A 24290-nucleotide genomic window follows, 5' to 3' on the forward strand; every position below is an offset into this window, starting at 1 on the left:
GCATATATGAAATGATGCGATTGAACAGTCGAATGCGCAGATTGCCGGATCAGAACATTGTTATCGTCGGAGCAGGGCTGGTGGGCTCGGCCATTGCCTGGGGGCTACTCCGCTCTGGCATACGCCCGCTGCTTCTTGATGGTGAAGACCTTTCGTTGCGCGCATCACGTGCCAATTTCGCGCTCATCTGGGTGCAGGGAAAGGGTGTCGGCGCTCCACATTATGCGCGTTGGACGATGCAATCGGCGCGGCTGTGGCCGACATTGGCAGATGATCTGCGTGAAGTAACCGGCATCGATGTCGCCTTGAAACAGAAGGGCGCCTTCATTTTCTGCTACGACGAGCGAGAGCTTGAAATGTACACGGGCGATGTAGAGGCCGTTGCACGTGAACTGGGCCATGACGCGCCGGAGCATGTCGTGCTCGACCACAGCGGAACGGCAAAAATGCTGCCGTCAATTGGTCGTGATGTTATCGGCTCGATCTATTCCCCCATGGATGGCGACGTGAATTCACTGCGTCTGTTTCATGCTTTGCATGAAGGCATGTTGAAGCTCGGCGCTTCCTATCAGCCGCACAGCGAAGTGACCTCGGTTACTCCGCAAGACGGCGGGTTTCTGCTGCGTGGCACTTGGGGCGAAGTTTTCACCGAGCGCGTTGTCCTTGCGGCTGGCAATGGCAACCCCGTCCTGGCTCAAGGTGTCGGCTTGCATACGCCGGTGGTGCGCAGCAAAGGGCAGATTCTGGTGACGGAAAAATGTGCGCCATTCTTTCCCTATACGGCGGCGACGCTGCGCCAGACCGATGAGGGCGGTGTCATGATCGGCGATAGTCAGGAGACGCATACGGACCGGATTGCCACCAATCAGGATATCAGCGCGGTTCTCGCCAACCGGGCTGTGCGGGCCTTTCCGCATCTGGCGGAGGTCAATGTCGTGCGAAGCTGGGCCGGGTTTCGCGTCAAGACACCGGATGGCTTGCCGATCTATGAGCAGTCCGCGAGCCATCCCGGCGCTTACGTGGTCATGTGCCATTCCGGCGTAACGCTGGCAGCCAATCACGCCATTACGATTGCGCAGCAAATCGCAACCGATGCAAAGCATCTGGCGGATGATGCATTCTCCGGGCGGAGGTTCCATGTTTCGTAAAACCGACATTCCGAACGAAACCGTGTCGATTACCTTCGATGCGCGCCCGCTGACCGTGTCTGCACATGTAACGGTCGCCGCCGCCTTGCTTGGCGAGGGCATAACCAAGCTTAGAAACAGTGTCGTGGGCGATCAACCACGCGCCGCCTATTGCCTGATGGGCGTCTGTTTCGAGTGCCTTGTTACCATCGATGGCGTGCAGAACCGGCAGGCCTGCATGACACAAGTGTCTGACGGAATGGTCATTTCATCCCAAAGTGGCGCTCGCGCTGTGGAGGGGAGTGATAATGTTTAGGACAATTTCCGACATTCACGCGCTCGATATGTTGTACGACCTCGCCATCATTGGTGCAGGCGCGGCAGGCATGGCTGCTGCTGCCGAAGCGAGCGCAATCGGCGCAAAGGTGGTGCTGTTCGACGAAAATCCGGCAGCGGGCGGGCAGATTTATCGTGGCATTGAGCAGAATAGACCTGAGCGCCGACCCTTTCTCGGCAAAGACTATTGGCACGGCAAGGATGTTCTGAAAGCTTTTCTGGCAAGCGAAACAACCTATGTGCCGCAGGCGCTTGTCTGGAGCGTCGAACAGCGGGAAGAACCGAACGGAACCGGCGTTGAACTGCGGGTGTCGGCAGGCGGCAAAAGCGGGATCGTTCATGCGCGCCGCGTTGTCTTTGCGACCGGAGCGATGGAACGCCCGATGCCCGTCAAAGGCTGGACATTGCCGGGCGTGATGACCGTTGGTGCGGCGCAGATTGCATTGAAGGCTGCCGGGCTCATTCCAGAAGGGCGCGTCGTGCTGGCGGGAACAGGGCCGCTGCTCTACCTGTTCGCAGAGCAGCTTTTGAAAGCTGGTGGCAAGATCGCTGCCTTGCTCGATACGACACCGGCGGAAAACTGCCGAAAAGCCATGCCGCATTTTCTGTCGTTCCTCACCTCGCCTTATGGATTGAAGGGGCTTTCGCTGCTCTTGAAAGTGCGAAAATCGGTGCCTGTCTTTTCCGGGGTTACGAGCATCGCCATTTCTGGAGAGGAGAGGGCCGAGGCCATCGTTTTTACGGCAAATGGCAAGGAACACAGGCTTGCCGTCGATAGTGTGTTTCTGCATCAGGGTGTTATTCCGAACAATAATCTCGCCAATGCGTCCGGTTGCGCGCTTGTCTGGAACGATGGGCAGAAGTGCTTCCAACCGAAACTGAGCGAGAACGGTCGAAGCTCGGTCGAGGCGATCTATGTTGCGGGCGATGGCGGCGGTATCGGCGGTGCCCTGCTTGCTGAGGTGAGCGGGCGCATTGCGGCACTGGCCGCCTGTCAGGATATTTTTCCGGAACGAGCAGCAGGCTTGCAACCGAAGATCGATGTTCTGCGCAAGCAGGGCCGACGGTTGGGGCGGGGGCGGGGTTTCATTGATGCGCTTTATCAGCCGGGGCAGGCCTTTCGCGCCCCAGCGGATCGCGGTGTGATCGTCTGTCGCTGTGAAGAAGTGACCGTGGGAACAATCCGCGATGCCGCGCCGCATGTCGTTGGTCCCAACCAGCTCAAGACCATGGTGCGCTGCGGCATGGGGCCATGTCAGGGACGTCTTTGCAGTTCCACGGTGACTGAAATTCTGGCCGAAGTGCGCAATTGCACGCCGGAACAGATCGGTTTTTATCGTCTGCGCGCGCCGGTAAAGCCGGTGCCGTTGGGCGAGATTGCCGCTTTGCCGCAAACACCAGATGCGATTTGCGCTGTGGCGGGGGAGTATTCGGAAACAGTCGAAACCCCTTGAAAAGATTGAAGATAAAACATCGGGGGATGCTTGATTTTTATTGGCTCGGTTCGGGTCAAGAAGTAAAAAATTTCTGCCCGCCGCGCGGTGGCAGTAAGAATTTGATCTTAACTTAAATAAGTAAGTATCGATTCTTTGGCATTCTGTCGCTAAACTCCCGCTTCAATATGGGCGAGAGCACGCGCCGAAAACCGCGAAAGACGGGTCTCGGGCAGAATGTGCGCGACAATAAATAGTTAGAGCGCCGATCCGGCACTGTCGGATCGCAAGCGCTTTACAGGGGTGCGGAGTTAATCTTGGAGCTAGACCAGAACACGCTATTCTTCGCAGCGGGCTTGTGTTCGCTTGCGGTGGCGCTGACGATTTTGAGTGTCTGGTATCAGAACCGGATGGACAGGTTCCTGCTCTGGGGTTGCCTGGGCATGATCCTGCTCGGCGCGGGCGCCGTGCTCAACTATTCCGGCCTCCTGGCGCTGGTTCCGTCGCTGGTCATTGCTTTCAGCGTCATGACGGTGGGCTTCGTTTTGCTGTTTGTCGGCGCAAGGCAGATATCCAGCAATCCGGTCAACAGGAAGCAACTCGTCGCATTTTCGATCATAGCGATTGCCGCTGTTCTGGGGCCGATTGTCTTGGGCGTTGCCGGTATCGGCATTGCGCTCTTCAACTTCATTGCCGCATTTCTGCTGTTCATCACCGCCAGGGAATATGTCTCGGTCTATGAGGAGGCTCCGGTTCCCGTTGTTGGCATGATGGTGCTTTATCTGCTGACGGCCATATCGTTTTTGCTCTGCGGTTCCGTCATTGTCTTTGACCGGCAATGGACGCTGACCAGTATGCCGAGCAATCTGGCGGAAGATTTCAATGCCATCATGGCGATCATCGGCATTACGGGGATCGGGGCGCTATCACTGACCTTCACGCAGTCGCGTGTGGCGCGTCGCCATGCGAACGAAGCGCGCACGGACAGCCTGACAGGGTTGCTCAACCGGCGGGCGCTTTACGACAGTCTGGCCATCGATGTGATGCGCATCGGCGATTCCGTTATCGTGTTCGATCTGGATGCCTTCAAGTCGATCAATGACAGTCACGGCCATACGGTCGGGGATCGCGTATTGCTGGAATTCGCAGGCATCATTCGTGCCTATGCCGGGCAGGATGCGCTGATTGCGCGCATAGGCGGCGAGGAATTCGTGCTCATCCTGCGCCAAACGTCCAATGTGAATGTTCTGGCGATCGCGGACAAAATCCGCAAGGCTTTTGCTTCGGCGTCTTTCGATACGACGCATGCTCCTTTCAGCACCACCACCAGCGCCGGTATCGCTTTTCTGACCGCGGCGGATACCGGGTTTGAGACGGTTTTCCGTCGCGCGGATGCCGCGCTTTATCGCGCCAAGGATCTGGGACGTAACCGTATCTGTACGGAATTGCAGATTGTAGCCTGATTATTTCTTCCAAAATGGAAGGAATTAGCTTCGTTTCACCCGGCTAATCAGCGGGTGTTTTCTCTGACAATATCCGGTTCAATAATCAATGGTTTGAAACGAGGCATCTATCCGGCGTCTCGTACTTCATGCGAACATCAAGGACAGACGCCATGCTGGTAGACGGAAAATGGACTGAAGACTGGCAGCCGGTTCAGGCCAAGGATGAGAAGGGCGGCTTCGTGCGCCAGATTTCCGGTTTCCGCAACTGGGTCACACCGGATGGCAGCGCGGGACCGACCGGCGAGGCGGGTTTCAAGGCGGAAGCCGACCGCTATCATCTCTATGTCGCCTATATCTGCCCATGGGCCTCGCGCACGCTGATCGCGCGCAAGCTAAAAGGGCTGGACAAGCTCATTTCGATCTCGGTGGTAGAGCCTGCGCTGACGGATCAGGGCTGGCGTTTCGGTGACTATCCGGGGTCCAACCGCGACAGCCTCAATGGCGCAACCTATATGCATGAGCTCTATACCAAAGCCGATCCCCACTATACGGGACGCGCCACCGTGCCGGTACTTTGGGACAAAAAGACCAAAACCATCGTCAACAACGAATCCGCCGACATCGTGCGTATGTTCAACACCGGTTTTGGCGATCTCGCCAATAACGATATCGACCTTTATCCCGAGCCGTTGCGCGGCGAAATCGATGCGCTCAACGAACACATCTATCCGAGCCTGAACAACGGCGTCTATCGGGCGGGCTTCGCCACCACGCAGATCGCCTATGACGAAGCCTTCCGCGACGTGTTCCGCACGCTTGATGAACTGGAGGCAAGGCTTTCGGCCAAGGGGCCGTTCCTGTTCGGGGAACAGTTCACCGAAACGGATATCCGCCTCTTCGTTACTCTGGTGCGCTTCGATGCGGCCTATCATGGCCTGTTCAAGTGCAATCTGCGTCGGCTGGTTGATTATGCGGCGCTCAGCGCCTGGCTGACGCGCATTTTGGATATTCGCGGCATTCGGGAAACGGCCAACATCGACCATATCAAGCGCGGTTATTATTCCATCAAGGCGCTGAACCCCACCGGCATCGTGCCGCTTGGCCCTGATCTTCCGGGACTGGCTCCCGTCCAAATTTGAAAGCGAATGACAGACAAATGCGTTCTTTGGTAATTTTCCTTCACGGTGTCGGCAGTCGCGGCGCGGACCTCGCTTCGCTTGGCACGTTCTGGGCCGATAGCTTGCCCGGCACCGTATTTGCAGCGCCTGATGCGCCTTTTGCCTTCGATCAGGGGGGCTCGGGCCATCAGTGGTTCAGCGTCAGCGGCGTCACCCCGGCCAACCGTCCGCAGCGGATTGTTGAGGCGCGTGCGCCTTTTGATGAAACACTGACAAGGATCATTTCCGAACACGGCTTCGCCGACAAACTCGACCGCGTGGCACTGGTCGGTTTTTCGCAAGGAGCGATCATGTCGCTTGACGCTCTGGTTTCGGGTCGCTGGCCCATTGCCGCTGTGGTTGCCTTTTCTGGCAGGCTGGCTTCGCCAGAACCGTTTACGCCGACGCTTGCGACGCAGGCCATGCTTGTGCACGGCAGCGCCGATCCGGTTATTCCGGCAAGCGAATCCGAAAGCGTGAATGCGCGCCTTGGCGAGATTGGCGTGAATTCCACCTGCCACATCTTTCCCGGTGTCAGCCATACGATATCAGCCGACGGAGCCGTCATGGCTGCAGCCTTTCTGCGGTCTGCTTTGAAGCTTGGATAATTTCCATATTCAGCTATTTTCCTGTTCTTAAGCGGAAGAAAATAGCTGAAATGGAAGCAATCGATGGATCGGCTTGACTGCGAACGGATGTTCGTTGCGGTGCTGGATACGGGCAGTTTTTCTGCGGCGGCGCAACGGCTTGGAACGAGCAGCGGTCAGGCGTCCAAACTCGTGTCACGGCTGGAAGCCGATCTGGGTGTCCAGCTTATCAAGCGCACCACGCGCGCCTTGTCGCCGACCGAGGTGGGGTACGCCTATTATGAGCGCATGAAAGGCCTGTTGCAGGACTTTGACGCGCTGGAAGCCGCGGTGCGCAATGCATCGGGCGCTCCGACTGGACGCATCCGGCTGACGGCTCCCTTGTCATTCGGCACCTTGCGGCTGACGCCCGTATTGCTGCAATTCGCGCAATCTTTTCCAGATATCCAGATTGATGTGAGCTTTTCTGATCGGGTTGTCAGTCTGGTCGATGAAGGTTTCGATATCGGGGTTCGGATCGGAAAGCCGCTCGACAGCAGCCTGATTGCCCGCAAACTGTGCGATGCGCGGGTGGTTCTGGTGGCCGCACCCTCCTACCTTGCCGAACATGGAACGCCGGTTCATCCACAGGAACTGACGCAGCATAGATGCATCATTGATACGAATTTCCGCGATCCTTATGTCTGGCGTTTCGCTTCCTCACAAGGCGGCGAGGGTGAGGCGGTCAATGTTGCAGGCCGGTTGCATTTTTCCAATGGCGAAGCCTGTCTCGATGCGGCCCTTGCCGGATTGGGCATAGCCCACGTCCCAACATTCATTGCCGGGCCGTCCATCCGTGAGGGGCGGGTGCAGCGGCTCCTTGGCGAGTTTGAAAGCGCGCCGCTTGGCATCCATGCAGTCTATCCGCCTGCGCGCCATCTGGCGATCAAGGTACGCACCCTCGTCGACTATCTAGCGGAGAGTTTTCGCGGTGAGCCTGACTGGGATCGCGGTTGGAACTAAACAGGTTGCGGCCGCCGGAAGGCGGGCGTCGGCTCGCAGGTTTTAGCCTGCGGTGTCTTGTTCAAGCCGGCGCCAGTTGACGACAAGCTCTTCACGGAAAGCAAAGCGCACCAGATGCCGCACGACCACATCCTGCAACTGTGTCAGCGAAGGCTGATCGGGCGAGGTGAGGGCGATATGCAGAAATGCATCATCGGCCCGTAACCGGCAGTCGCCGATGGAGAAGCTGATCTGCCCCGCTGCCGGATCGAAAGTGACCGGCAGCTTATGCGCAAAATGCTTGGCCAATTGCTGCAAATAGCGGCTGGCATGGGCGGTCGCGATGGACGCTTCAGAATCCACAACCGTATTCGACGTGTCCATCAGCTTTCCTCCACAATGCGGGCAGCTTCGTTGAGTGCGGTGACGATGGCTTCAGCGCTTGCGGCATCCATCGGTCCACGATGCAGCCTTTGGCGAACCGTCATCTTCAGACTTTTCAGCGCGTGAATGACGGTGTGCGGCATCTCGCCGTTGTTTTCGGCAAAACTGCTTATTCTGCTCAAAAGCGCATCGGCTGCGGCACGGTTTGCGACCAGAAAGGCCTCACCCTCTGCCGTGATGCGATTGAGCTTCTTGCCTGAAACGCCGGGTTCGGTGACGGTGTAGCCCATGTCGTCCAGCCATGAGAGCGTCGGATAGATCACGCCTGGGCTTGGCGTGTAAACGCCTTGCAGCCGTTCGGAAATATCCTTGATCAGCTCATATCCATGACGGGGACGTTCGGCGATCATGGTAAGGACCAGCAGGCGCAGGTCGCCATAATCGAAAATCCGCTCACGACGGTGACCGCCTCGGCCACCACGTCGTTCGCCCCGATGGTCGTCATGTTCGCCATAGGAATGTTCCCCGCGATGACGGCCATGCCCACCGAAGGGACCACCCCGGTGACCGCCGCGATGATCGCCATGGCGACCGTGACGATGGCGGGTTTCTTCTTGTTCCGGATGATTTGGGCGATCCGGATCGCCATTGCTTGTGTTTGTCATGACCACAAGATAAATCCCGATATATCGAAAAACAAGATATATCGGGATTAATTTTTCGTAATGCGTTTCGGTCTGTCACTTGAACAGAAGGTCGACCTGCGCTTCGAACATGGTTGCGCTGTCGATCAGGCTATCCTGTCCGAGAAGGCCGTTATGGACGATGCTCATCCACACGGGCGCGGTCAGCAGATGCGGATAGGTTTTCAGGATGGTGCCCTTCAGCTCTCCGCGTTCTTCAGCCACGTCGATCAGCCAGCGTATCCGATCCAGAAAAGGCTCGTAGACCTCGGTGCGATAAACTTCCGTGAGATAGGGAAAGGCATGTCCTTCGGCGAGCACAAGCCGCGCCACAGTCGCGCGCCCCTTGTCCTCGATGGTCCGCATCACCGGGATCATGGTGCGTTTGCAATAATCGGAAACCCGCTCGTCCGCCCTGATCGGGAAGTTTTCAATCTCACCGAGCGGGTTGGTCACGATATCGCGGACGATGCCAGCAAAGAGATCTTCCTTGGTGTCGAAATAGCGGTAGGCCGTGCCTTTGGCGAGGCTGGCGCGTTCGGCGATACCGGCCATGGTCGCATTGGCATAGCCCTTGTCCAGAAACTCACGCATCGCAGAGCGAATGATCTGCCTGCGGGTGCGCGCCGTCTTCTCTGGGCTGGGACCGCGCGTTCTGGGCACCCTTGTTGCCGTGCGAGGCTCGGTCTTCTGCGCTTCAGCACGATTGGTCGTCGGATTGTTGACCATGGCTGTATTCCCTTCCTCATGGCATCGTCGTGTCAAAGCAGCTTGCAGAACGATTCCAGTTGAATTGGTGTTTTTGCGTGCTCCATCTTAGTGTTGTCGCGCATTATGCCACACAGAACTATTGCAGTTTTTTGCCGGGAATACTTTACGTGCACTATTGGCGATTAATTTTTGAAACCGCACCTACAGCGCGATTACATAAAACTTGGAGTCCACCGCCATGACAGGAAAACTCTCTGGCAGGGCAGACCGTTCCACCACGGTAAAACCATTCTTTTCATAAAAACGGTGTGCGCCGAGAAACTTATCCGTTGTTCCAAGATAAATGCGGCGAATGCCTTTTTCCCGGGCATGAGCGAGCAGGGCAGACAACAACTTGCTGGCAGTCCCAATCCCGGAACCCCGATAGGCAGCGGCGACGAACATTTTCCGCAGAGCGGCTTCGTTGTTGCCGATATCCTTGAGCGCGATTGTTCCTACGACATGCCCATCGTGTTCCGCAACCCAGAACTCCCCGCTGCCTAACCGATAAAAGCTGTCGATGGAATTGAGGTCGGGCTGGTCCTCGGCGGTTATGGCGATGCCATATTCGTCCCGCTGGATCGGCAGGATAACGGAAAATACGCCTTCCAGATCAGTTGGTTGAAAAGGGCGAACGGAGACGAAAACGGGTGTGGTGGTGTCGGCCATAAGGGGAGCATTTCATCAAAGGAAAGGATGACGGATTGTTAGCGCAAAATCAGCTGAGATCAATCGGTTCTGACGAGCGTGGGTGTGTCGCTCCGCAGTCAGAACTTGCGATAGATAAAGCTATCCGGGATGGGAGCAGCGGCGTTTTCCTGCGCCATGGCCGTCACCGTATCGCGCAGCGGTGAGCGTACACAGACCGGATCGGTCGCGCTTGCATCACCAGCCAGCGCCATCGCCTGACAGCGGCAGCCGCCGAAGTCTATCTCCTTGCGCTCGCAACTGCGGCAGAGGTCGGGCATCCAGTCATCGCCGCGATAGGCATTAAAGGCCTCGCCATCAAACCAGATATCGGCCAGTCCCTTATCGCGAACATTGTCGAAGCGAAGCGACGGGATTGTTTCTGCGGCATGGCACGGCAGCACGCGCCCGTCGGGCGTAACATTGAGGCCAACCCGGCCCCAACCGCCCATGCAGGCTTTCGGATAGGACGAATAATAATCAGCCGGAACATAGTCGATCACAAGTCGGCCTTCGAGACGCTTGCGCGCTTCAGCGACGGTCTGGTTGGCTTTGGCGACCTGATCGCGTGTCGGCAAAAGCGCCGCCTTGTTTTTCTCCGCCCAGCCGTGAAATTGCACGGTTGCAATTTCGATGCGGCGCGCGCCAAGCGTTAGCGCAAGCTCCAGCATCGCGTCGAGCTGGTCCATGTTCTGCTTGTGGCAGACGGCATTGACGGTCAGCGGAATGCCCGCCGTCGTGACCCAGTTCGCGACGGCCATCTTGCGTTCGAACCCGCCTTTATATCCGCCGATACGGTCAGCCGATGCGGCGTCGGTGCCTTGTATGGAAAGTTGCACATGGTCGAGACCAGCTTGCCCGAGTGCGTCCACACGCGCTTGCGTGAGACCGATGCCCGAGGTGATGAGGTTCGTGTAAAGCCCAAGCTTGACTGCGGCCCCAGTCAACTCAAGAAGATCGCGCCGCGTAGCCGGTTCTCCACCGGAAAGGTGCAGGTGCAAAACGCCCATTTTGGCGGCCTGACGAAAGACCTCTATCCACTCTTCAGTCGAAAGCTCCTGCTTTACGCCAATCAGTTCCAGCGGGTTGGAACAATAGGGGCAGGCAAGGGGGCAGCGATGCGTCAATTCGGCAAGCAAAGCTATCGGCGGCGGTGCCAGCCGTTTCAGCTTTGCTTCCTGAATTGCCAGATTCATGTCTGAACCTCGATCATGCGGCGGTTGGCCAGTTCCTGAACGAAGGCCAGCACATCGCTGCCGACCTGTTCGCGTGGCGCATTGAATTCCAATGCAAAAGCATCGCAAATCGCATCGATGCTGCGCACACCATCAAGCGCATTGACGATCAGGATCGCAATATCGTCGAGGGCCATGGCGCGCTCTGGCGCCAGAAGCACGGTTTGTCCGCGCACCTCATCGACGCGCAGTCTCACACCACGCGCAAGCGTTACGATATCGGCCGGTTTGATGGCGACGCTGCCTGTCTCGCTCATGCGGAAACCCTCTTTTCTGCCAGAGCCTTGTCCCATGCGGCATTCACGCCTTGCCTGCCATCCCACGCGCCAGGCGGGATCATGCCGGGGGCCACATAGGCCGCATAAAGCGCATCAAGCTGCGCCCACAGCACATCCGTTTTGAAGGTCAGGGCAGCGGCCACAGCATCCTGCTTTTCCAAAGTGTCGGCATGTTCCAGCACATAGGCAAGACCATATTCGACATCGACCGGCGCTTCGTTGAGCCGCTGGCGGAAATAGGACAGCGCGTCTTCATCGGCAAAGGCATAATGCTTCAACAGACCCGCAATGCGGTCTTTATGGATCTTCGGTGCGAAGAGTTCTGTCAGCGACGATGCGACCGCATCCAGCAGCGGCTTGTCACGGACATAGTGGACATAAGCACCCACCGCAAAGCGGGTTGCCGCCAGAATGCCCTTGCCGGACGCCACATAGTTGGGATCAAGGCCAACGGCTTCGGCCAGCTTGAGCCAGCGCCGGATGCCGCCGCCTTCATGGATGCCGCCGTCGTGGTCTTCGATCCGCGAGCGCCAGGCGCGGCGCATATCGACATCCTCGCAGCGTGAAAGGAACGCTGCATCCTTCATGGGAATGCTGCTTTGATAGCAATAGCGATTGATTACCCAGGCGCGCACTTCCGTGATGGTGCATTCGCCGCCATGCAGCCGGATGTGGAACGGATGCTTGTCGTGATAACGCTCGTGACCGATGGCCAGAAGTCGGGCGTGGAATGTGTCCTTGTCGGCAGCGTCTTTCATAAAGCGATCTCCTTGCCGTCAAAGGCGATTTCGAACCCGTTATCCTCGACCAGCTTCCGTTCGGGGCCATCACGCCAGACCGGGTTCGTATTATTGATATGGACATATATCTTGCGTCGCACGGCCACCTTGGCGAGCGCTTTCAGGCTGCCCTCGTTGCCCGAGATGGACATATGCCCCATGCGTTGACCGGTCTTGATGCCGGTGCCGGATTTGATCATCTCGTCATCGGTGAAAAGCGTGCCGTCGAAATAAAGAATTTCGGCGCCGCTGATCCGAGCCTTGAGATCGTCGCGCAGCAGCGCACAACCCGGAATGTAATAAATCCGGTGCCTGACCGTGATGAGTTCGACCCCAACCGTCTGCTCGCCCTCAAGTGCCGTGTCCGGGTTTTCGCTTTCCATGAAGAGCGGCACTTTTCCGGGCACGGAAAACAATCGCGCCTCGATGCCGGGCACCAGCATGAAGGGCTCATTCAGCGCCACGATTTCCTGCGTTACGAAAGCCGGATCGAGCGCATTGAAAATCGGATTTGCAGCGAGAATATCGCGAATGGCAGCAGTCATCACCAGCCGGAACGGCTGCTTTTCCCGCAGCGTCAAAAGACCGGCGATGTGATCTATATCGCCATTGGTCAGGAGCACGGTCTTGATCGGACTGTCACGCAACGCTCGCGGATGCAAGGCGGGTGTGTTGATCAGTTGCTGTCGCAGGTCGGGCGATGCGTTGAGCAGCGCCCAGCTGTCGCCATCCGATGTGACGGCCAGCGAGGACTGGGTTTGCGGCATAATTCCATCCGGCAGGCCCAATCGCGCCAGACGGCAGTTTTCACAACCACAATTCCACTGAGGGAGACCGCCGCCAGCGGCGGCCCCAATCACGATTGCGCGGAACTCCGTCATGAAACTGTTCCCGCGTCTGGGGAGACAGTTCAGAACAGGATTGGTTCGTCACCGTCTGCCGGTGCATAGCGATTGATTTCCATGCCGCAGCTAACTTCGATGAACTTCGGTGCATGCCAGGACAGAGATTTCGTCATGCGGCTTCTCCTTGGTTGGACGAATGATAACATTGTACCACCTATAAACTAGGAAGAGCCGCGCCGTTTGGTAGGCCAGATCAACCCAATTTTACCACAGGCTCAGCTATGTCGATAAACGCCTTGTCCTATCTTGCGCTATCCGTTCCGCCCTTCTTGTCCTTGATCGGCGCGTTGCCGTGGATGAGATCGCGCCCGGCATAAATGCCTTCGGTCAATTCGATTGTGAGGCGATCACTGTCGCGGCGGCGAACATCTTCCATGACACGCGCGCGCTCCTCTTCATCGACGTCCAGCATTTCCAGCGCTTTTTCGCCAAGAGCCAGCGCCGATTCAAAGGTCTCGCGGATTTGATATTCGACACCCGCATTGATGAGTTCGATGGCATGTTCGCGGTCGAGGGATCTTGCCAATACCGGAACAAGCGGAAATTCCGCCTTCACCAGTTCCGCGATTTTCAGGCTGGCTTCGCGGTCGTCAACGCTGATGACGATCAGTCGCGCATGATGTGCGCCCGCAGCATGCAGTATGTCGAGGCGCGAGCCGTCGCCGAAATAGACCTTGAAGCCGAAGTCCTTCGCGTTGCGGATGGCATCGGTGTTGGTTTCAATAATGGAAATCGAACAGCTGTTTCCAAGGAGCGGCTGGCTGACGATCTGCCCGAAACGGCCAAAGCCGATCAGGAGGACGCTGGCGGACAGATTGTCCGCCGTCTCGACATCTTCCATGGAAGGCACGGGTTTTGGCATCAGCCGGTCATGCAGGATGATCATGATCGGCGTGAGCGCCATGGAGACAATGATCGTCGCCGTCAGAATCGCATTGGCCTCGGCATCGATGATGTTGACCGCCGTGGCGGCAGCATAAAGGACGAAGGCGAACTCACCGCCCTGCGCCATCAGAACGGCCCGTTCGACGGCTTCACGGTTGCTGGCGCGAAACAAGCGGGCAACCGCATAGATACCGAACATTTTCAAGAGCATATAGGCGATGACCGCAACGATGATCAACTGCCAGCTGGCCGCAATCACCGCAAGGTCGAGCGACATGCCAACGCCGAGAAAGAACAGGCCGAGCAGCACACCGCGAAATGGTTCGACATCGGCTTCAAGCTGGTGGCGGAAGGTGGATTCCGACAGCAGTACGCCAGCAAGAAATGCGCCCATCGCCATCGATAGCCCGCCGAGTTGCATGGCAAGCGCTGCACCCAGCACGACGAAAAGTGCTGCCGCCGTCATCACCTCGCGGGCTTTGGCTTTGCCGAGAATGCGGAATAACGGGTCGAGCAGATAGCGCCCGGCCAGGATCAGGCCGACGATGGAGGCAAGCCCGATGGCAATGCCGGTCAGACGGTCGGCGAGCGTCGTTTCTTCGCCGCCCGGTGCCAGAAAGGCCACGAGCGCCAGAAGCGGCACGATGGCTAGGTCTTCGAGCAGCAGAATTGCAACGATGCGGCGACCTTTCGGCAGACCCATGGCCCGCCGTTCTTCCAGCATTTGCATCACGATGGCAGTCGACGTCAGCACGAAACCGGTGCCTGCGACGAAGCTTTGCGCAACCGGATAGCCAAGCGTAAGGCCGACGATAGTGAGAAGACCGATACAGAGTGCCACCTGTGCCAGACCGAGACCGAAGATTTCACCGCGCATAGACCACAGGCGCGAGGGCTGCATCTCCAGACCGATGATGAACAGGAACATCACCACGCCGAGTTCGGCAACATGCAGGATCGCCTGCGGATCGGAAAATAGTCCAAGACCGAACGGCCCGATGATCAGCCCGGCTGCGAGATAACCGAGAACCGAGCCGAGACCGAGCCGTTTGAACAAAGGCACTGCAATGACGGCTGCGCCCAAAAGCACGACGATGGGGATAAGATCGAAACCGCCATGATGGGCGGCTTCGGCGGCGTGGGTTGCGGTTTCAGCAGCGGCCATCGGCTATTTCCTTGCCAGTGCCAGCATTTGGCTGGCAAAAATGTGGGGGAGAGCAAAGATTGCAAAAAGAATCGGGTGTTCCGAAGTCAATGTATCGCTACGGTTGAGGAGGAGCGAGTCTCGGCATGTTCTGCACAAAGCAAATATTGCGGGGCTATGGTCTATTGCAATTATTTTTTGTAGTCTCCATGTAGTTTGTGCCCGCTAGAGGAAGCGGGCTATGGGGAGGTCCGCCGCAAGGCGGCTTTGCGTCTGATTTGGGAGGACATATGCGTAGGTTTATTCTGGCCGTAACGTCGGTCGCTGCTTTGGCAATGATGGGAGCCGGTTCGGCGTCGGCGGAAGATTACAAGCTGCTCGCGCCGGCTGCCCCGGGCGGCGGCTGGGACCAGACGGCACGCACGATGCAGAGTGTGCTTCAGGACGAAAAGATCTCCAGCAGCGTACAGGTTATCAACGTACCGGGTGCCGGTGGCACTATCGGTCTGGCGCAGTTCGTCAATCAGAACAAGGGCGACGCCAGCCAGCTGATTGTTGGCGGTTATGTGATGGTCGGCGCAATCCTGACCAACAAATCGCCGGTAACGCTGGATCAGGTCACGCCGATTGCGCGCCTGACAGGCGAATATGAAGCCATTGTTGTTCCCGCCGCATCCGATATTCAAAATCTCGGCGATCTCGTCGCCAAGCTGAAGGCCGATCCTGGTTCCGTATCCTGGGGTGGCGGTTCGGCAGGCGGCACCGATCACATCACGGCTGGCCTTTTTGCAAAGGCGGCTGGCGTCGATCCGACCAAGGTGAACTACATCGCGTTTTCAGGTGGCGGTGAAGCATTGGCCGCTATTCTCGGCAATCAGGTGACGGTCGGCATTTCCGGTTACGGCGAATTCGACTCGCAGATCAAGGCCGGTACGCTGCGCATCATCGGCATTTCCAGCGATGAGCGAGTGGAAGGCATCGATGCGCCCACCTTTAAGGAAGGCGGCGTGGACGTCTCCATCCAGAACTGGCGCATGGTTGCTGCCGCTCCGGGCATCACGGCTGAACAGGAAGCCGCGATCAACGCCGATGTCGAAAAGCTCGTGAAATCGGAATCCTGGCAGAAGGCGCTGAAGGATAAGGGTTGGGCCGATACCTATCTCGCCGGTCCGGCATTCAAGGAACAGCTCGCCAAGGATGTCGCGGCGACTGAGACAATCCTCAAGGAAATCGGCCTCGTCAAATGACAGGGTCTCAACAGCACGATGAGCGTCGCCCTGACAGGGCGGCGCCGGATATCGCCGCTCTTGTCATCGCTTTCATTCTGGCTGCCGTTTCGATCGCCATTGCCTGGTCCACGGCCTATGGCAACGAGGTGACGAGTTACTCGCCGGTCGGCCCGAAAACCGTTCCGTATGTCGTTGCCGCAGGATTGTTCGGCCTTGCCATATGGACAGTTATCGAAGCGCTACGCGGTGATTTTCCCGAAAGAGAGCATCAGGAAATTGCCCCCATGGCGTGGATCATCGGCGGTCTGGCTATCCAGATGCTGACGATGAAGACAGCCGGGTTTTCGCTGGCCACCGGATTGCTGTTCGCGGCAACCGCACGCGGCTTTGGCTATCGCAAGTTCTGGATCAGCGTTCCGGCAGGCATCATCTTTGCCTTCGTGATCTGGTTCATATTCGCGCGTGGTCTTCAGCTGTCGCTGCCATCCGGCTGGCTTGAACGTTTCGTCTAACGGCGAGGGCACATTATGGATACTGTAGCACTTCTCGCCAACGGACTGCTGGTGGCGTTGGAGCCATCGAACCTCCTCTATGCTCTGATCGGCGTGACGCTCGGCACGGCAGTCGGCGTTTTGCCGGGCATCGGCCCGGCGCTGACGGTCGCGCTTCTGCTGCCAGTTACCTACAAGCTGGACCCGTCCGGCTCGCTCATCATGTTTGCCGGTATTTATTATGGCGGCATGTATGGCGGCTCGACCACTTCGATCCTTCTCAATACGCCGGGTGAAAGCGCCTCCATCGTCACCGCGCTGGAAGGCAACAAAATGGCAAGGGCCGGGCGCGGCGGGCCAGCACTGGCCACGGCTGCCATCGGCTCATTCATTGCGGGTCTTATCGCCACGCTTGCGCTCGCCTTCGTCGCGCCGTTCGTGGTGAAATTCGCGCTATCCTTCGGCCCGTCAGAATATTTCGCCCTGATGTTGCTCGCTTTCATGACAGTCTCGGCGGCTTTCGGCGATTCCACCCTTCGCGGCCTCACATCGCTATTCATCGGACTTGCGCTTGGCCTGATCGGTATCGATCAGCTGACCGGACAGGCGCGCCTTGTGATGGGCACGCCGAACCTGCTCGACGGCATCAATGTCACGACGCTTGCCGTGGCGCTGTTTGCTATCGGTGAAACGCTGGCGGTGGTGTCGAAGAAGCTCGGCCCGGACGATGAAGTCATTGCCGTCAAAGGCTCGGTCTGGATGACCAAAAACGACTGGAAGCGCTCGTGGATGCCATGGCTGCGCGGCACGGCCATCGGCTTCCCGATTGGGGCCATGCCTGCGGGCGGTGCCGACGTATCAAGCTTCCTGTCCTATTCGGCGGAACGCCAGTTCTCCAAACATCCGGAAGAATTCGGCAAGGGCGCAATCGAAGGTGTTGCCGGGCCAGAAGCTGCCAACAACGCTTCGGCTGCCGGAACGCTCGTGCCACTTCTGACGCTTGGTCTGCCGACCACTGCTACAGCCGCGATCATGCTGGCTGGTTTCCAGCAGTTCGGCTTGCAGCCGGGACCGCTTCTTTTCGTGACCAATGCTTCGCTGGTCTGGGGACTGGTTGCGAGCTTGCTCGTCGCCAATCTGATGCTGCTGGTTTTGAACCTGCCGCTGATCGGCCTGTGGGTGAAGATGCTCACCATCCCGCGCCATTGGCTTTATGCAGGCATTCTGGTGTTTGCGACACTCGGCACAATTGGCGCCAATGCGTCCACGTCGATGCTGTTTGGACTGCCGGTTTCCTTCGAACTTGGCCTGCTCCTGGCATTCGGCCTGCTCGGCTATGTGCTGCGGCGCTTTTCCTATCCGATTGCGCCAGTGGTCGTTGGTCTGATCCTTGGGCCGATGGCGGAAAAGAGCTTGCGTCAGGCGTTGCAGATCAGTCAGGGCAACCCGATGGCGCTCGTCCATTCCTGGGTGTCGGTCGCGCTGATCGCGCTCGCAATTGCCGCTGTCGTCGTGCCGATGATCATGCGCCAGCGCGGCAAGGGCGATCTTTTGAAGCAGATGGCCACCGACGAAGATTGATCAAAAAAGAGGCTCCGGCAGCACCGGGGCCTCTTGATAGCTCCGATTTGGTGACACGGAGTTGGACATGTAGTCATCGGGACAAGAAGCTAAAATTGATCTCATTGAAAGGGAGATCATTATGCATAAGTATTTTTTATTTATCGTATTCGGCGCTGCTTTTTTTCCGAACACCGGTGCTTACGCCAACATCCGGACCAGCCTTCATAACCCGCCTGCAATGACACATATTCACCTGGCTCGCGATGCGAGGCAAGTAAATAAGCGGTATATAGGTGGTTTTGATACGGAAGATGAATGTAAGAAAGTTTGCCGTATCACTGCAGGAGATAACTACTGGTACTGCACGCGCTATTATACTATTTGGGATTGTCGTATATGGAGCAACTAGGGAAAGTATAGGTTGATTTTGATTGCTAGTAAAGATAAAAAGCCCCGGTGTTTGGCCGGGGCTGTTCAAAACGCGGATACTTGATACTCTTTACGCGAAAATTATCCGTGAATTTCGCGGAACTGCTTTGCATTGATGCCGAGCGTCTCGAGGTCTTTCGCGGCAGGCTGATGACCAACCCGCACCGCAGCCGAAGCGCGGACAGCGCTACCAAATTGCGCGAATGCACGACCGAAACGATTGTTAAAACGGGCAAACATTTTTCATCTCCAGTCCGGACAGTTTCTTCGTCCGTGACTTTTAAATGGCGATGAAGCCGGGCGTTTTGAAGAGAGTTCCGTGCATGCCTGCCATGCAGCACGTGCATGTGGTGGCCACCGCCATCAGGCGGTGGCTTTTCCCGCTGAATATCGTTCATCGCGAAATGAGACGTTATTGCGTGGGGTTTTCTTCCACGAGCGCAGGCGTCGGGTCGGATGTAGCGACGGCGGGCGGTCCTTCGACGCCGCGCTGGCGTTCGCGGATGAATGTGAACATGCCGGAAATGACGATCAGCACAATGCCGATCAGCATCGCCATATCGATATGATCGTGGAAGACGAAATAGCCGAACAGGATCGCCCAGATCATCTGGCTATATTGCGGCGATGCAATCGCACTGGCAGGCGCGTGATGTGCCGCCAGCATGAGCAGAATATTGGCGAGTGCTGCCAGCAGGCCATATCCAGCCAGATAGACCCATTGCATCGTATCGGGTGCCTGATAGGTCGGCAGCATCAGCGCGCCGCAGATGACGATGGGGCCGATGAGCCCGCTTGTATAAAGCGAGATGCGCTTTTCCTGTTTACCCATCACGCGGAAAATGATGATGCCGACTGCGCCACCCATGCCGCCGGCGAGCGCACCGAGATGGCCAATGGACAATTCGCGGAAGCCGGGCCGCAGAACCACCAGAACACCCGCAAAGCCGATGGCGACTGCCAGCCAGCGCCGCCAGCCGACCTGTTCCTTGAGGAACACGACGGACAATATAGTGACGAATGCAGGCAACAGGAAAATCAGGGCGAAAGCTTCCGCCATTGAAAGATGTGTAAATGCGGTGACGCTGCCGACAGTCCCCATCGTGGTCGTGACCATGCGCAGAAACCACATCTTCACATTGGTGGTTCGAAACATATCGAGCCAGCTGTCGGTGGCTTTCTTGGTGAAAGGGACGGCAAGCAAACCGAGCACTGCGCCGAAAAAGGCGGTTTCGTAGGGAGACAGCGAGCCGTCAATGAATTTGACGCAGGCATCACTGATAGCGAATGCAGCATAGGAAGCAAACGCGAGGAAAATTCCGTAAAGCATGACTATGTCCGTAAAGACGGGTCCGAAACCGCGGAGGCCGAAAAGAGGGGAGGAGGCTCTTGTCGATCCTCTAATCGATTGGAGACACATTGGCAAAAGACATTTTAGTAAAACTGCTGCTGAGCCAGTATAAATCGAGAGGTGCGATTTCGCCTTTTTCAAGGCTTGGAGCTCTCGCGAAAACGCATGCCTCATTTGCAATCATATCCGTGGTGGAAATTTAGACAAACGCCTATTTCATGCTCATCCAAACGAGGAGAGAGCAAATGAACATTCGTCAGAAATTCCAGCAGTATGTATCCCGTCGCCGTGCAGTTCGTGAACTCGGTGCAATGGACGACCATCTTCTTGCCGACATCGGCGTTTCGCGTTCGCAGATTCAGAGCGCCGTATTCGGTCGATAAGTGCTTATGGAGCGTCTTTCGAAGGATCGCCCCGCAAGTACAATTGAAATAAAGTGACAAAGCGTCGGTCTCCAGTCCCGGCGCTTTTGCTTTTTCTGCCTTGCCATAGAGTATTTTAGCAATTTCTTTTGTGATCAGCGCATTCCAGCTGGCAATTCTATTCCTCCGATTCTTTAAAAATTCGAGCTTGCAGACGGGTGATATAACTGTCGCATGGCTGTTGTTTTGCCGTGGGATCCACTCTCTTTTCGCCGGTTTTTTCGAAATCCAATCGCATTTGGGACATTTCTGATCCCGTTTTGAGACAACTTTGAATTGTTTCTTGCATGGTCTCTCATATACTCAATCTCGCGGGGGCTGATGATGAAGAGCATTTCAAGGTTGAGATGTTCAGGCTTTGAGTGCTTCTTCATCGTCGCTCTCTTTTCAGAGCAATGACTATTCAAACGATTGTTACAGCGGCTTGGCCGTAATATTGTGTGAAAACATCTATACTGAGACTGGCATCCTTGCGCATCGGGCGATCAGATTGCTAACTGATCGCCCGATGACATAAAAGCTCACAAGGCGATGGGGCTCGCAAGATGATGGACCTCCTATGGCGCGGTATCCTGATTGGGATCGGCGCAACAGTGGTGATGGATATTTGGGCAATCGTACTGGCAGCTATGCCGGGACAGGCTGCTCCAAACTGGGGGCGGGTTGGTCGCTGGTTTTGGCACCTTCGCAAAGGCCAGATATTCCATGACGATATAGGCCAGGCTGCGCCCTACAAGCACGAGGTCGCGCTTGGCTGGATCGGCCATTATGGTGTCGGCATTCTCTATGGCGTGATTTTCGCTTTCTATGGCGGGGCGGCGTGGTTCGAGGACCCTGTCTTTCTGCCCGTCTGGATCTTCGGCATATTAACGGTCGCTGCCGGTTGGTTTCTGCTGCAGCCGGGGCTGGGAATCGGCTGGGCGGCATCCCGTTTGCCGAATGCGCGTCATGTCCGTATTATGAACCTCGTCGCGCATACATTTTTTGCGCTTGGCATGTATGCGACCGCGCTTTTGCTGAAAAGCGCTTTCTAATCAGCATGTTGAAGATCGCATTCGTCGCCAAGACGGGTGCTTTTTTTTGAAGCACTTTCAAATATTTCCCCGCAAATGGGGAACTGGTGTTCGGGGACAAGTCAGTCCACACTTCATCAAGTCAATAAATAGGCATTCTCAAGGCAGAATTGTGTGCAGATCGTGTAGAGAACTGTGCATTGCCTGCAATGAGGTGTATGGGGAACCAGTCCGTCCGTGCAAAATGCGGCGGCGTCTAACATTTTGGCAATCCCAAAGGGTTGCTCCATTCTGCATTCCGTGGCGGCGCAGCAAATCTGTCCGTGGCGGAATTGGCGTGGGCACCCAAGAAATGGGCCTACTTGCCTCGGAGGAACGATGCTCGAAAAGCTGTTCAAATTACGGGAACATGGCACCAACGCGCGGACGGAAATCATCGCCGGCGTAACGACCTTCCTGACCATGTCCTACATCATCTTCGTCAACCCGGATATCCTGTCCACCACGGGCATGGATAAGAGCGCGGTGTTCGTGGCGACCTGTCTTGCGGCAGCGCTCGGCTCGATCATCATGGCTCTCGTTTCCAACTGGCCGATCGGCATGGCGCCCGGCATGGGCCTCAACGCGTTCTTCGCGTTCACGGTCGTTGGAGCCATGGGCTTCAGCTGGCAGCAGGCGCTTGGTGCGGTTTTCATTTCCGGCATCATCTTCCTCCTTCTGACAGTAACGGGTATCCGCCGCTGGCTGGTTGAAGGCATCCCGCATTCGCTGCGCAGCGCCATCGCCGCCGGTATCGGCATGTTCCTGGCGTTGATCGGCCTCAAAACCGCAGGCGTCGTGGTTGGCAATGAAGCAACGCTCGTCGGACTCGGCGATCTGACCAAAGCTGGCACCCTGCTCGCTATTGCCGGTTTCTTCATCATCGCGGTTCTGGATGCGCTCAAGGTTCGTGGTTCGATCCTGATCGGCATTCTGGTGATTACGATTGCATCGATTGCGCTCGGCATCAGCCAGTTCAATGGCGTGTTCTCTGCACCGCCAAGCCTTGCGCCGACCTTCCTGCAGCTTGATGTCATGGGCGCGCTCCACACCGGCATTCTGCACGTGATCCTCGTCTTTGTTCTGGTCGAAGTTTTCGACGCCACGGGCACGCTGATCGGCGTTGCCAAGCGTGGCGGCCTGATCGAACCGGGCAAGCCGAACCGTCTCGGCCGCGCACTTTTTGCCGATAGCACGGCCATTCTCGGCGGCTCGCTGCTCGGTACCTCGTCCACGACGGCTTATGTCGAAAGCGCCTCCGGCGTGCAGGCAGGCGGTCGCACCGGTCTCACGGCGCTCGTCGTGGCGCTGCTGTTTCTTGCAGCGCTGTTCATTTCGCCGCTCGCCGGTTCGGTGCCTGCTTATGCAACCGCACCCGCGCTGATCTATGTGGCTTGCCTCATGATGCGCGAACTGACCGAGATTGAATGGAGCGACATTACGGAAGCAACGCCTGCCGCGTTGACGGCTCTGGCCATTCCGCTCACCTATTCGATCGCCAACGGTCTTGCCTTTGGCTTCATCAGCTATGTCGTGCTCAAGGCCTTCACAGGCAAGGCACGTGAGGTTCACCTCGCAACCTGGCTGGTGGCGGCACTGTTCGTGATCCGCTTCGCGTTCTTCGCAGAATAGTCTTGCAGCGCTGGGCGTCCGCGCCCGGCGCACTTCCTGACCAGAGATGAGGAGAGAGCCTTTGCAGTCGAACGATTTGAAGCTTCTGGAACGACTGATTGAAGTTCTCGAGAATGATATCATCCCGCTGACGGAAAAAGGCGTTGCCGCTGGCAACAAGATTTTCGGTGCAGCCCTGCTGCAAAAGTCCGATCTTTCGCTCGTTTTGGCAGAAACCAACAACGAGACGGAAAACCCGCTTTGGCATGGTGAAGTGCACACGCTGAAGCGCTTTTATGAAATGCCGGAAAAGGGCAGGCCGAACACCAAGGATATGGTGTTCTTTTCCACCCATGAGCCATGCTCAATGTGCCTTTCGGCCATCACCTGGAGCGGCTTCGACAATTTCTATTATCTGTTCAGCCATGAAGATTCGCGCGATGCGTTTTCAATTCCGCACGATCTGAAAATTCTCAAAGAAGTTTTCACGCTGGAACCGGGCGGCTATAATCGTGACAATGCCTTCTGGCATAGCCATTCCCTGCCGAAGCTCGTTGCAAGTTTGCCGGAGCCGGATCGTTCGCGGCTAGAAAAGCGTCTTGATGCCATTCGCGCGAAATATGATGCGATGTCCGGCGCTTATCAGGCCCACAAGGATGGTAACGCAATCCCGCTGAACTAAAAACTTTAGCGCGCGAAGGCCGATTATTTTTTACCGAAGCTTGACAGGCCGACGGGTTACGCCGCACATCGCTCGTGTTGCGTGATCCGGTTTTGTTTCAGCGAAGACTTTTTGACTTCGCATGCCGGTGCCAGCGTGTCGGCGAGCCTGTGAGGATATTGATGCTGCGTATGATTGTTATGGGCGTTTCGGGTTCCGGAAAGTCCACTGTCGGTGAGAAGATCGCTGCCGAATTGCAGCTGCCCTTTCTGGAAGGGGATTCCCTCCACCCCAAGGCCAATGTCGATAAAATGTCGGCGGGCATTCCGCTTCAGGATGAAGACCGCTGGCCGTGGCTGGACAAGATCGGCGAACAGCTTGCCGCTGCAAATGATGGCATCGTCGTTTCCTGTTCCGCTTTGAAAAAGACCTATCGCGACCGCTTACGCGCTGCTGCCGGTGCACCGGTTCTGATTATCTTCCTCGATGGAACATTCGAAGTTCTCCACGAGCATATGGGACACCGCACTGGCCATTTCATGCCGGTCGCCATGCTCGAAAGCCAGATCGCGACGTTGGAAAACCCGGTGGGCGAGCCGCTTGTTTTCCGGGCAGACGTTGCCGACCCGGTGGGGAAAATCGTGGCGGAGAGCCTTGCCTGGGTTCGCGCGCAGAAGCTCTGAGC

The 24290-nt window shown here is 56.9% G+C and carries 28 protein-coding genes; 16 read left to right on the forward strand and 12 right to left on the reverse strand.

Annotated features, from left to right (window positions below; translation table 11 throughout):
• Positions 1-32: 32 nt before the first annotated feature.
• From ABWW11_RS16955 to ABWW11_RS16985, 7 genes are all read left to right on the forward strand, one after another.
• On the forward strand, positions 33-1148 hold the full coding sequence (locus tag ABWW11_RS16955; protein ID WP_109367253.1) for an NAD(P)/FAD-dependent oxidoreductase: 1116 nt from the start codon (positions 33-35) through the stop codon (positions 1146-1148).
• Positions 1138-1443, forward strand: coding sequence for a (2Fe-2S)-binding protein (locus ABWW11_RS16960; RefSeq protein WP_109367254.1), 306 nt, complete (start codon positions 1138-1140; stop codon positions 1441-1443). Before ABWW11_RS16955 ends, ABWW11_RS16960 begins: the two co-directional genes overlap by 11 nt.
• Entirely contained in the window at positions 1436-2917 is a 1482-nt protein-coding gene (locus tag ABWW11_RS16965; protein WP_109367255.1) for an FAD/NAD(P)-dependent oxidoreductase, read from the forward strand. The genes ABWW11_RS16960 and ABWW11_RS16965 overlap by 8 nt, the downstream gene beginning before the upstream one ends.
• A 296-nt stretch (positions 2918-3213) precedes the next feature.
• Positions 3214-4359, forward strand: coding sequence for a GGDEF domain-containing protein (locus ABWW11_RS16970; protein ID WP_109367256.1), 1146 nt, complete (start codon positions 3214-3216; stop codon positions 4357-4359).
• Positions 4360-4511: 152 nt separating this feature from the next.
• Positions 4512-5480 carry a glutathione S-transferase family protein gene (locus tag ABWW11_RS16975; RefSeq protein WP_109367257.1) on the forward strand — a complete coding sequence of 323 codons (969 nt, stop codon included), beginning with the start codon at positions 4512-4514 and terminating at the stop codon, positions 5478-5480.
• Complete coding sequence (locus ABWW11_RS16980; protein WP_319080899.1) at positions 5477-6106, forward strand: alpha/beta hydrolase; 630 nt, start codon at positions 5477-5479, stop codon at positions 6104-6106. Before ABWW11_RS16975 ends, ABWW11_RS16980 begins: the two co-directional genes overlap by 4 nt.
• Positions 6107-6169: 63 nt before the next feature.
• Positions 6170-7087 carry a LysR family transcriptional regulator gene (locus ABWW11_RS16985; RefSeq protein ID WP_109367259.1) on the forward strand — a complete coding sequence of 306 codons (918 nt, stop codon included), beginning with the start codon at positions 6170-6172 and terminating at the stop codon, positions 7085-7087.
• A gap of 42 nt (positions 7088-7129) precedes the next feature.
• Here ABWW11_RS16985 and ABWW11_RS16990 read toward each other — a convergent pair whose 3' ends face one another.
• From ABWW11_RS16990 to ABWW11_RS17035, 10 genes are all read right to left on the reverse strand, one after another.
• Positions 7130-7450, reverse strand: a complete 321-nt coding sequence (locus ABWW11_RS16990) for a DUF2218 domain-containing protein (RefSeq protein ID WP_109367260.1) — start codon at positions 7448-7450, stop codon at positions 7130-7132.
• Positions 7450-8115 (reverse strand): PadR family transcriptional regulator, encoded by a 666-nt coding sequence (locus tag ABWW11_RS16995; RefSeq protein WP_121538269.1) that lies wholly within the window; start codon positions 8113-8115, stop codon positions 7450-7452. Before ABWW11_RS16995 ends, ABWW11_RS16990 begins: the two co-directional genes overlap by 1 nt.
• A 75-nt stretch (positions 8116-8190) precedes the next feature.
• Entirely contained in the window at positions 8191-8862 is a 672-nt protein-coding gene (locus tag ABWW11_RS17000) for a TetR/AcrR family transcriptional regulator (RefSeq protein ID WP_109367262.1), read from the reverse strand.
• 183 nt (positions 8863-9045) lie between these two features.
• Positions 9046-9552, reverse strand: coding sequence for a GNAT family N-acetyltransferase (locus ABWW11_RS17005; protein WP_109367263.1), 507 nt, complete (start codon positions 9550-9552; stop codon positions 9046-9048).
• A gap of 98 nt (positions 9553-9650) precedes the next feature.
• The gene (gene pqqE, locus ABWW11_RS17010; RefSeq protein ID WP_109367264.1) at positions 9651-10766 is read right to left on the reverse strand and encodes a pyrroloquinoline quinone biosynthesis protein PqqE; all 1116 of its coding nucleotides are present in this window, start codon (positions 10764-10766) and stop codon (positions 9651-9653) included.
• Entirely contained in the window at positions 10763-11062 is a 300-nt protein-coding gene (pqqD, locus tag ABWW11_RS17015) for a pyrroloquinoline quinone biosynthesis peptide chaperone PqqD (RefSeq protein ID WP_109367265.1), read from the reverse strand. Before pqqD ends, pqqE begins: the two co-directional genes overlap by 4 nt.
• Positions 11059-11841, reverse strand: a complete 783-nt coding sequence (gene pqqC, locus ABWW11_RS17020; RefSeq protein ID WP_109367266.1) for a pyrroloquinoline-quinone synthase PqqC — start codon at positions 11839-11841, stop codon at positions 11059-11061. The genes pqqD and pqqC overlap by 4 nt, the downstream gene beginning before the upstream one ends.
• The gene (gene pqqB, locus ABWW11_RS17025; RefSeq protein WP_121538271.1) at positions 11838-12743 is read right to left on the reverse strand and encodes a pyrroloquinoline quinone biosynthesis protein PqqB; all 906 of its coding nucleotides are present in this window, start codon (positions 12741-12743) and stop codon (positions 11838-11840) included. The genes pqqC and pqqB overlap by 4 nt, the downstream gene beginning before the upstream one ends.
• Before the next feature lie 29 nt (positions 12744-12772).
• Positions 12773-12868, reverse strand: a complete 96-nt coding sequence (pqqA, locus tag ABWW11_RS17030) for a pyrroloquinoline quinone precursor peptide PqqA (RefSeq protein WP_078337071.1) — start codon at positions 12866-12868, stop codon at positions 12773-12775.
• A gap of 140 nt (positions 12869-13008) precedes the next feature.
• Positions 13009-14817, reverse strand: a complete 1809-nt coding sequence (locus ABWW11_RS17035; protein ID WP_109367268.1) for a monovalent cation:proton antiporter-2 (CPA2) family protein — start codon at positions 14815-14817, stop codon at positions 13009-13011.
• A gap of 269 nt (positions 14818-15086) precedes the next feature.
• On the opposite strand from ABWW11_RS17035, the gene ABWW11_RS17040 reads away from it, so the two are divergent.
• The 4 genes from ABWW11_RS17040 to ABWW11_RS17055 all read left to right on the forward strand — a co-directional run bounded on the left by ABWW11_RS17040 (position 15087) and on the right by ABWW11_RS17055 (position 18488).
• The gene (locus ABWW11_RS17040) at positions 15087-16043 is read left to right on the forward strand and encodes a Bug family tripartite tricarboxylate transporter substrate binding protein (protein ID WP_109367269.1); all 957 of its coding nucleotides are present in this window, start codon (positions 15087-15089) and stop codon (positions 16041-16043) included.
• Positions 16040-16537 carry a tripartite tricarboxylate transporter TctB family protein gene (locus ABWW11_RS17045; RefSeq protein ID WP_109367270.1) on the forward strand — a complete coding sequence of 166 codons (498 nt, stop codon included), beginning with the start codon at positions 16040-16042 and terminating at the stop codon, positions 16535-16537. The genes ABWW11_RS17040 and ABWW11_RS17045 overlap by 4 nt, the downstream gene beginning before the upstream one ends.
• 15 nt (positions 16538-16552) lie before the next feature.
• A complete protein-coding gene (locus ABWW11_RS17050) occupies positions 16553-18097 on the forward strand; it encodes a tripartite tricarboxylate transporter permease (protein ID WP_109367271.1) in 1545 nt (514 codons plus the stop codon).
• A 121-nt stretch (positions 18098-18218) separates the two neighbouring features.
• Positions 18219-18488: a hypothetical protein gene (locus ABWW11_RS17055; protein WP_124915848.1), complete on the forward strand. Its 270-nt coding sequence runs from the start codon at positions 18219-18221 to the stop codon at positions 18486-18488.
• A 101-nt stretch (positions 18489-18589) separates the two neighbouring features.
• On the opposite strand, the gene ABWW11_RS17060 is transcribed toward ABWW11_RS17055, so the two are convergent.
• Positions 18590-18748, reverse strand: coding sequence for a hypothetical protein (locus ABWW11_RS17060; protein ID WP_167836079.1), 159 nt, complete (start codon positions 18746-18748; stop codon positions 18590-18592).
• A gap of 172 nt (positions 18749-18920) precedes the next feature.
• Complete coding sequence (locus ABWW11_RS17065; protein WP_109367272.1) at positions 18921-19838, reverse strand: DMT family transporter; 918 nt, start codon at positions 19836-19838, stop codon at positions 18921-18923.
• A gap of 266 nt (positions 19839-20104) precedes the next feature.
• On the opposite strand from ABWW11_RS17065, the gene ABWW11_RS17070 reads away from it, so the two are divergent.
• From ABWW11_RS17070 to ABWW11_RS17090, 5 genes are all read left to right on the forward strand, one after another.
• Complete coding sequence (locus tag ABWW11_RS17070; protein WP_078336882.1) at positions 20105-20242, forward strand: DUF1127 domain-containing protein; 138 nt, start codon at positions 20105-20107, stop codon at positions 20240-20242.
• Between the two features lie 584 nt (positions 20243-20826).
• A complete protein-coding gene (locus ABWW11_RS17075) occupies positions 20827-21315 on the forward strand; it encodes a DUF2938 domain-containing protein (RefSeq protein ID WP_167836080.1) in 489 nt (162 codons plus the stop codon).
• A 357-nt stretch (positions 21316-21672) separates the two neighbouring features.
• Positions 21673-22965: an NCS2 family permease gene (locus ABWW11_RS17080; RefSeq protein WP_319080904.1), complete on the forward strand. Its 1293-nt coding sequence runs from the start codon at positions 21673-21675 to the stop codon at positions 22963-22965.
• 46 nt (positions 22966-23011) lie between these two features.
• Positions 23012-23626 (forward strand): deaminase, encoded by a 615-nt coding sequence (locus ABWW11_RS17085; RefSeq protein WP_371830815.1) that lies wholly within the window; start codon positions 23012-23014, stop codon positions 23624-23626.
• A 161-nt stretch (positions 23627-23787) separates the two neighbouring features.
• The gene (locus ABWW11_RS17090) at positions 23788-24288 is read left to right on the forward strand and encodes a gluconokinase (RefSeq protein WP_109367276.1); all 501 of its coding nucleotides are present in this window, start codon (positions 23788-23790) and stop codon (positions 24286-24288) included.
• Positions 24289-24290: the final 2 nt, after the last annotated feature.

The sequence above is a fragment of the Brucella sp. NBRC 113783 genome, from assembly GCF_040372265.1.
Classification (GTDB): domain Bacteria; phylum Pseudomonadota; class Alphaproteobacteria; order Rhizobiales; family Rhizobiaceae; genus Brucella; species Brucella teleogrylli.